6 protein-coding genes, 2 tRNA genes and 1 pseudogene are annotated in these 7,068 nt (G+C 41.2%); all 9 read left to right on the top strand.

Annotation, left to right across the window (positions count from 1 at the left end; genetic code table 11):
* Nucleotides 1–90 precede the first annotated feature (90 nt).
* The 9 genes and pseudogenes from B3R79_RS05845 (at nt 91) to B3R79_RS05805 (ending at nt 6,901) form a co-directional block, all read left to right on the top strand.
* Nucleotides 91–162: transfer RNA gene (locus B3R79_RS05845), tRNA-Gln, on the top strand.
* 31 nt (nt 163–193) lie between these two features.
* Nucleotides 194–265 (top strand) — tRNA-Glu (locus B3R79_RS05840).
* 79 nt (nt 266–344) lie between these two features.
* Nucleotides 345–863, top strand: a complete 519-nt coding sequence (gene rimM, locus B3R79_RS05835) for a ribosome maturation factor RimM (RefSeq protein ID WP_154454591.1) — start codon at nt 345–347, stop codon at nt 861–863.
* Nucleotides 853–1,581, top strand: coding sequence for a tRNA (guanosine(37)-N1)-methyltransferase TrmD (gene trmD, locus B3R79_RS05830; protein ID WP_293695556.1), 729 nt, complete (start codon nt 853–855; stop codon nt 1,579–1,581). Before rimM ends, trmD begins: the two co-directional genes overlap by 11 nt.
* 33 nt (nt 1,582–1,614) lie before the next feature.
* A pseudogene (locus B3R79_RS05825) lies at nt 1,615–2,127 on the top strand (GrpB family protein); the annotation flags it as partial.
* Nucleotides 2,128–2,154: 27 nt separating this feature from the next.
* Nucleotides 2,155–3,153: an NAD(P)/FAD-dependent oxidoreductase gene (locus tag B3R79_RS05820; protein WP_293695559.1), complete on the top strand. Its 999-nt coding sequence runs from the start codon at nt 2,155–2,157 to the stop codon at nt 3,151–3,153.
* A gap of 120 nt (nt 3,154–3,273) precedes the next feature.
* Nucleotides 3,274–4,032 carry a DeoR/GlpR family DNA-binding transcription regulator gene (locus B3R79_RS05815; RefSeq protein ID WP_272869839.1) on the top strand — a complete coding sequence of 253 codons (759 nt, stop codon included), beginning with the start codon at nt 3,274–3,276 and terminating at the stop codon, nt 4,030–4,032.
* Nucleotides 4,029–4,940 (top strand): 1-phosphofructokinase, encoded by a 912-nt coding sequence (gene pfkB, locus B3R79_RS05810; protein WP_293695553.1) that lies wholly within the window; start codon nt 4,029–4,031, stop codon nt 4,938–4,940. Before B3R79_RS05815 ends, pfkB begins: the two co-directional genes overlap by 4 nt.
* Nucleotides 4,937–6,901, top strand: a complete 1,965-nt coding sequence (locus tag B3R79_RS05805) for a PTS fructose transporter subunit IIABC (RefSeq protein WP_293695550.1) — start codon at nt 4,937–4,939, stop codon at nt 6,899–6,901. Before pfkB ends, B3R79_RS05805 begins: the two co-directional genes overlap by 4 nt.
* Nucleotides 6,902–7,068: the final 167 nt, after the last annotated feature.

The raw sequence follows: 7,068 nt of genomic DNA, 5'->3' as shown, positions 1-7,068 counted from the left end.
TTTCTGCTCTTTTTCTATTTTTTTTTGAAAAAATATTCAAAAAGGTATTGACACCTTAGCTAAACTAGGGTAAAATAGTTTTTGTTGTTTTGGGGTATAGCCAAGCGGTAAGGCAAGGGACTTTGACTCCCTCATGCGTTGGTTCGAATCCAGCTACCCCAGTGAGTTCATTGGTGGTAACATCATTGATTTTGGTCCGTTGGTCAAGGGGTTAAGACACCGCCTTTTCACGGCGGTAACACGGGTTCGAATCCCGTACGGACTATCTTGACCAGTTGCGGTGGCAGCTGGTTTTTTATTGCCATCATAGTAAAATGATAAAGATTAAGTTAAGTGGAGTAAGCATGAATTATTTTAACGTTGGAAAGATTGTCAATACCCAAGGGTTACAAGGTGAAATGCGTGTCTTGTCAGTGACCGATTTTACAGAAGAGCGTTTTAAAAAAGGCTCAAAATTAGCAATTTTTGATGACAAGGACCAATTTCTTCTTGAGGTGGAAATTGCCAGCCATCGCAAGCAAAAGAATTTTGATATCGTGAAATTCAAAGGAATGTACCATATTAACGATATCGAAAAATACAAAGGTTGCACCTTGAAAGTTGCTGAGGAAAATTTGTCTGATTTGGATGAGGGCGAATTTTACTACCATGAAATCATCGGACTAGACGTTTATGAAAACGATGTTTTAATTGGTCAGGTGAAAGAAATCTTGCAACCTGGTGCCAATGATGTGTGGGTCGTAAAACGCCAAGGCAAACGTGACTTGTTGCTGCCTTACATTCCGCCAGTTGTGCTTAACGTTGATATAGCGGGTAATCGTGTGGATGTGGATGTCTTAGAAGGACTTGACGATGAAGATTGATATTTTAACCCTTTTCCCAGAAATGTTTGCCCCGCTGGAGCATTCGATTGTTGGGAAAGCGACGGAAAAAGGCTTGTTGGAAATCAACTACCATAATTTCCGTGAAAATGCAGAAAAAGCTCGTCATGTGGACGACGAACCTTATGGTGGTGGTCAGGGAATGCTTTTACGCGCACAGCCTATTTTTGATACTATTGATAAGATTGATGCCAAGAAGCCGCGCGTGATTCTCTTAGACCCAGCAGGTCGGACGTTTGACCAAAGCTACGCCGAAGAATTAGCTCAGGAAGATGAATTGATTTTCATTTGTGGGCACTACGAGGGCTATGACGAACGTATTAAGACCTTGGTGACAGATGAAATTTCCTTGGGGGATTTTGTCTTGACTGGTGGAGAGTTGGCAGCGATGACGATTGTGGATGCAACGGTTCGCCTAATTCCAAATGTTCTTGGAAAAGAAGCGAGTCACCAAGATGATTCGTTCTCATCTGGTTTGCTCGAGTTCCCACAATACACGCGTCCTTATGACTTCAGAGGTATGAAAGTTCCTGATGTTTTGATGAGTGGGCACCACGAAAATATTCGCAAATGGCGAATTGAACAAAGTCTTCGTAAGACTTTAGAGCGTCGACCGGATTTGTTGGAAGATTATGCTTTTACAAAAGAAGAAGAGGCTATTTTCCGCAAGATTCTCAAAGAGAGAGACGTGCAAGAATAGAATATGTGATATAATAGAGGACATGTAGGCTGTATGTCTCTTTATTTTTGGGGAGGTTTTATGCGAACGAAGGAAGTCCTTGTTCTGTCTTATCAGGAAAGTTGGAAAGATGATTTTAAGAAGATTGCCAAAGAGCTTAAAGCTGCTCTAGGTGACTTAATTCTTAAAATAGAACATGTGGGAAGTACTTCTGTTCAAGGGCTTTCGGCAAAGCCAATTATTGACATCGATTTGGTGATTGCTATAGACACAGACTTGTCTGAGGTGATTCAAGAATTAGCAGTGATTGGTTATGTTCATGAGGGAAATTTAGGGATCGAAGGTAGAGAAGCTTTTGCTTACTCAGGCAAAGAGCATCTTCAAGTTCATCATATTTATGTTTGTCCTGAAAATTCGCCTGAACTGAAGCGTCATCTTGCTTTTCGTGATTATTTACGTAGTCATCCTGAGGCTGTTTTGGCTTATGGCGAGGTAAAAGAAAAAGCAGCGAAGCTATTCCCTAAAGATATTGATAAATACATTGCCTATAAATCGTCGATTATCGAAGAAATATACAAGGAGTTGGAGAGATTAATGTCAGAAAATCGTGAAATATATGATATCACTATTGTCGGTGGGGGTCCTGTGGGACTTTTTGCAGCCTTTTACGCAGGTTTACGTGGGGTTTCTGTAAAAATCATTGAAAGTTTATCGGAGCTTGGTGGACAGCCTGCCATTCTTTATCCAGAAAAAATGATTTACGATGTGCCTGGTTTTCCTGAAATTCCAGCTGCAGATTTGGTGGAAAATCTCATCAAACAATTGCAACGTTTTGAAGATAGAACAGCCATTTGTTTGAAAGAGGAAGTGAAGGCTTTTGAAAAAGAAGGGGATATTTTCACTATCGAAACTAGCAAAGGGCAACATTTTTCACGTGCTATCGTTATCGCTTGTGGTAATGGTGCTTTTGCACCGCGCATGCTTGGGCTAGAAGGTGAAGATTTCTACGCGGACAATAATTTATTCTACAACGTGCACAAACTTGACCAATTTGCTGGCAAAGATGTGGTGATTTGTGGTGGCGGTGATTCTGCTGTGGACTGGGCTAATCATTTAGATGGTTTGGCAAATAGTGTGACTATCGTTCACCGTCGTGAGGCTCTCCGTGCCCACCAGCATAGTGTTGAATTACTGGAACAATCAAACGCCATCATTTTGACGCCTTATGTGCCACTGAATTTGGAAGGTGATGGTACTTTTGCTAATCGTTTGACTGTTCAAAAGGTAAAATCAGATGAAACCATTGATTTGCCATTAGATGCTTTGATTGTCAGCTTTGGTTTTTCAACGTCTAATAAAAACCTCAAAAATTGGAACGTGGACTATAAACGCTCTAGCATCAACGTTTCACCTTTGTTTGAAACCAGCCAGCCAGGGGTTTATGCTATTGGTGATGCGGCGAATTATGAGGGCAAAGTTTCTCTCATCGCGACAGGTTTTGGTGAAGCACCAGTAGCAATCAACCAAGCTATTCAATATATTTACCCTGACCGTGACAACCGCGTTGTTCACTCAACATCTTTAATTGATTAAAACCAATCAGATCTAGGTAAACTTGCCTAGGTCTTTTTTTTGATAAAAAATGATAGAATTTGATTGAAATCGCTTGACATCTTTTTATAAAAGAGTATAATATAAAATGTAAACGATTTCATGGAGGTGATTAAGATTCTTAAGTCTAAACGAAAACAGTTGATTATGGCAAAACTTTCCAAGGATCAGTTTGTTAATATCGAAGACTTAGTGACCCTCTTAGACACCTCAGAATCCACTGTTCGTCGTGATTTAGATGAATTGGAAAGCGAGCATAAGTTGCACCGTGTTCATGGTGGGGCAGAGTTGCCTCGTTCTCTCAAAGAAGAATTTACCATTCAGCAAAAATCTATCAAAAACGTTCAATACAAGGAGTGTGTGGCTCAAAAAGCGGCTTCTTTTATTTCGGATAATGATGTGATTTTTGTGGATGCGGGGACGACAAATGAATTGTTGCTTAATTATATTACACAAACAAATGTAACCGTTGTCACGAATTCCATTCATCATGCCGCGAAGTTGGTCGATAAAGATATCAAGACAATCATTATTGGGGGTCATGTCAAACAGACGACAGACGCTAGTATTGGCACGATAGCTTACCAGCAAATCAAGCAATTGAACTTTGACAAAGCCTTTTTGGGAATCAATGGGATTGACGAGCAATTTTTGACTACTCCAGATTTGGAGGAGGCTGTGATTAAAAAAACAGTGATTGAAAATGCTCGAAAGACCTTTATTGTGACAGATTCTTCCAAAATCGGTCATGTGTCTTTTGCAAAAGTAGCTGCTATCGACAATCTTGGAATTATCACCAATCAATCCAACAGTACACTTATGAAAAAAATAAAAGAGAAGGCGAAGGTAATTGAAGTATGATTTATACTGTAACACTTAATCCATCTATTGATTTTATTGTCCGTTTGGATACTTTAACCATTGGAGAAGTGAATCGTATGACAAGCGATGACAAGTTTGTTGGCGGTAAAGGGATTAACGTTAGCCGTGTCTTGAAACATCTGGGAATTGACAATACTGCCACAGGTTTTATCGGTGGTTTCACAGGACGTTTTATCACAGATGGCTTAGCTGCTGAAGGCATTGCGACACAATTTGTTGAGGTTGCTGACGATACTCGTATCAATGTCAAAGTCAAGGCTGGCGAAGAAACGGAAATCAACGGTGCCGGCCCACGTATCTCAGATGAGAAATTAGCTGAATTGGAAAGCATTTTGACAGGTTTAACAAGTGATGATACGGTGGTCTTTGCGGGTTCTGCCCCAAGCAGCCTAGGTAACCAAGTGTACAATACCTTGATTCCAATTGCTAAACAAACAGGGGCTGAAGTGGTGTGTGACTTTGAAGGGCAAACCTTGCTAGATGCCTTAAATTACCAACCGCTCTTGGTTAAACCTAATAATCATGAATTAGCTGCGATTTTTGATGTCACCTTAAATGGTCTTGCCGATATTGAAAAATACGCTCGTGAATTGTTGGCAAAAGGGGCTAAAAACGTGATTATTTCAATGGCAGGAGATGGAGCTTTGTTGGTCACACCAGAAGCTGCCTACTTTGCCAAACCAATTAAAGGAACAGTTAAAAATTCTGTTGGTGCGGGTGACTCAATGGTTGCAGGATTTACAGGCGAATATGTCAAATCAGGTGACCCAATTGAAGCCCTTAAATGGGGTGTCGCTTGCGGGACAGCAACTACATTTTCAGATGACTTGGCGACAGCCGAATTCATAAAAGAAACTTATCAAAAGGTAGAGGTGGAGAAACTATGAAAATTCAGGACTTGCTCAGAAAAGATGTCATGATCATGGATTTAAAAGCAACCACGAAAGAGGCTGCGATTGATGAAATGATTACCAACCTTGTCAAACACGGTGTTGTAACAGACTTTGATGTGTTTAAACAAGGTATTATGAACCGTGAGGCGCAAACATCAACTGGTTTAGGAGATGGGATTGCCATGCCTCACAGTAAAAATGAAGCGGTTAAAGAAGCAACAGTGCTTTTTGCCAAATCAAGCAAAGGTGTGGACTATGAATCATTGGACGGTCAACCAACAGACTTGTTCTTCATGATTGCTGCTCCAGAAGGGGCTAATGACACCCACTTAGCAGCGCTTGCGGAATTGTCAAAATACCTTTTGAAAGATGGATTTGCTGATACCTTACGAAAAGCGACAACGCCTGATGATGTGATTGCTGCCTTTGATGCGGTTGAAAAAGAAAACGAAGCTAAAGCAGTAGATAAAAGCACGCCAGTTAGCAGCGAACGCCCACTGATTGTTGCTGTTACAGCTTGTACAACAGGAATTGCCCACACTTATATGGCAGAAGAAGCCTTGATTAAAAAAGGTGATGAAATGGGTGTAACCGTTCGTGTTGAAACCAACGGTGCCTCAGGTGTTGGTAACCGTTTGACTGGTGATGAAATTGCACGAGCAAAAGGGGTTATCATTGCAGCGGACAAAGCAGTTGAAATGGGTCGTTTCAATGGCAAGCCATTGATTTCACGTCCAGTAGCTGACGGTATTAAAAAATCAGAAGAACTTATTAATGAAATCCTTGACGGCAAAGCAAGCATTTACAACGGTGTTGGTGGTACTGCTGCAGAAGCCGAAGAAGAAAACCTCAGCTTGGGAGCAGCCTTCTACAAACACTTGATGAGTGGTGTATCTCAAATGCTACCATTCGTTATTGGGGGAGGGATTCTCATTGCCATTTCATTCTTGATTGACCAATTTATGGGGGTGCCTAAAGACCAATTAAGTCACCTTGGTAACTACCATGAAATCGCTGCTGTCTTTAACCAACTCGGAAATGCAGCCTTTGGCTTCATGATTTCTGTCTTTGCAGCTTACATTGCCTACTCTATCGCTGAAAAACCTGGTTTGGTAGCTGGTTTCACAGCTGGTGCGATGGCAACATCAGGGATTGCTTTTGGTCGTATCTCTTATTACAGTGTCGCTAGTGCAGCAGAATTGTCTAGCAACCAAGTCGCTTCAGGTTTCCTTGGTGCCCTTGTTGGTGGTTTCTTAGCAGGTGGTGTTATTTTAGCCCTTAAGAAGGCGCTAGCATTCTTACCGAAATCACTTGAAGGAATCAAATCTATCCTTCTTTATCCACTTCTTGGTGTGCTTATCACAGGATGCTTGATGCTCTTTGTCAACATCCCAATGGCCGCAATCAACACTGCTCTTTATGGTTTCCTTGATAGCCTATCTGGTAGCTCTGCTATTATCCTTGGACTTATCCTTGGTGGTATGATGGCCATTGATATGGGTGGACCTTTCAACAAAGCTGCTTATGTCTTTGGGACAAGTAGTTTAACAGCCGCAGCCCTTGCTAATGGTGGTTCAGTCGTTATGGCAGCCGTTATGGCAGGTGGTATGGTACCTCCTCTTGCAGTCTTTGTCGCTACACGTTTGTTCCAAAACAAATTCACAGAAGAAGAACGTGACGCAGGTCTAACAAACATTGTTATGGGCTTGTCATTCATCACAGAAGGAGCTATTCCATTTGGTGCAGCTGACCCAGCTCGTGCCATCCCAAGTTTTATGGTTGGTTCAGCAGTAACGGGTGCCCTTGTCGGAGCATTTGACATCAAATTGATGGCACCACACGGCGGAATCTTCGTCTTTGCCTTGACAAGCAACTGGGTTCTATACCTTGTCGCAATCATTATAGGTGCTATTATTTCAGGACTTCTCTTCGGTGCCCTTAGAAAAGCAAAATAAGTCTTTTATGAATCTAACACAGAACTCCTACGGGAGTTCTTTTTGCATCTCGAGATATAGTTTAAAACTATACTAAAGCATAAAAAGATAGAATGGCTTAAAGTATTGAAAAAACTGTATTATCCGTTAGAATATTAACTATCAAAAAAATAGAATGTATAGTTTAA

It is taken from the genome of Streptococcus sp. UBA3373 (genome assembly GCF_002360305.1).
GTDB classification, from domain to species: domain Bacteria; phylum Bacillota; class Bacilli; order Lactobacillales; family Streptococcaceae; genus Streptococcus; species Streptococcus alactolyticus.
Note: the sequence above shows the minus strand (reverse complement) of the source record. Positions and strands in the feature narration are given on the sequence as shown.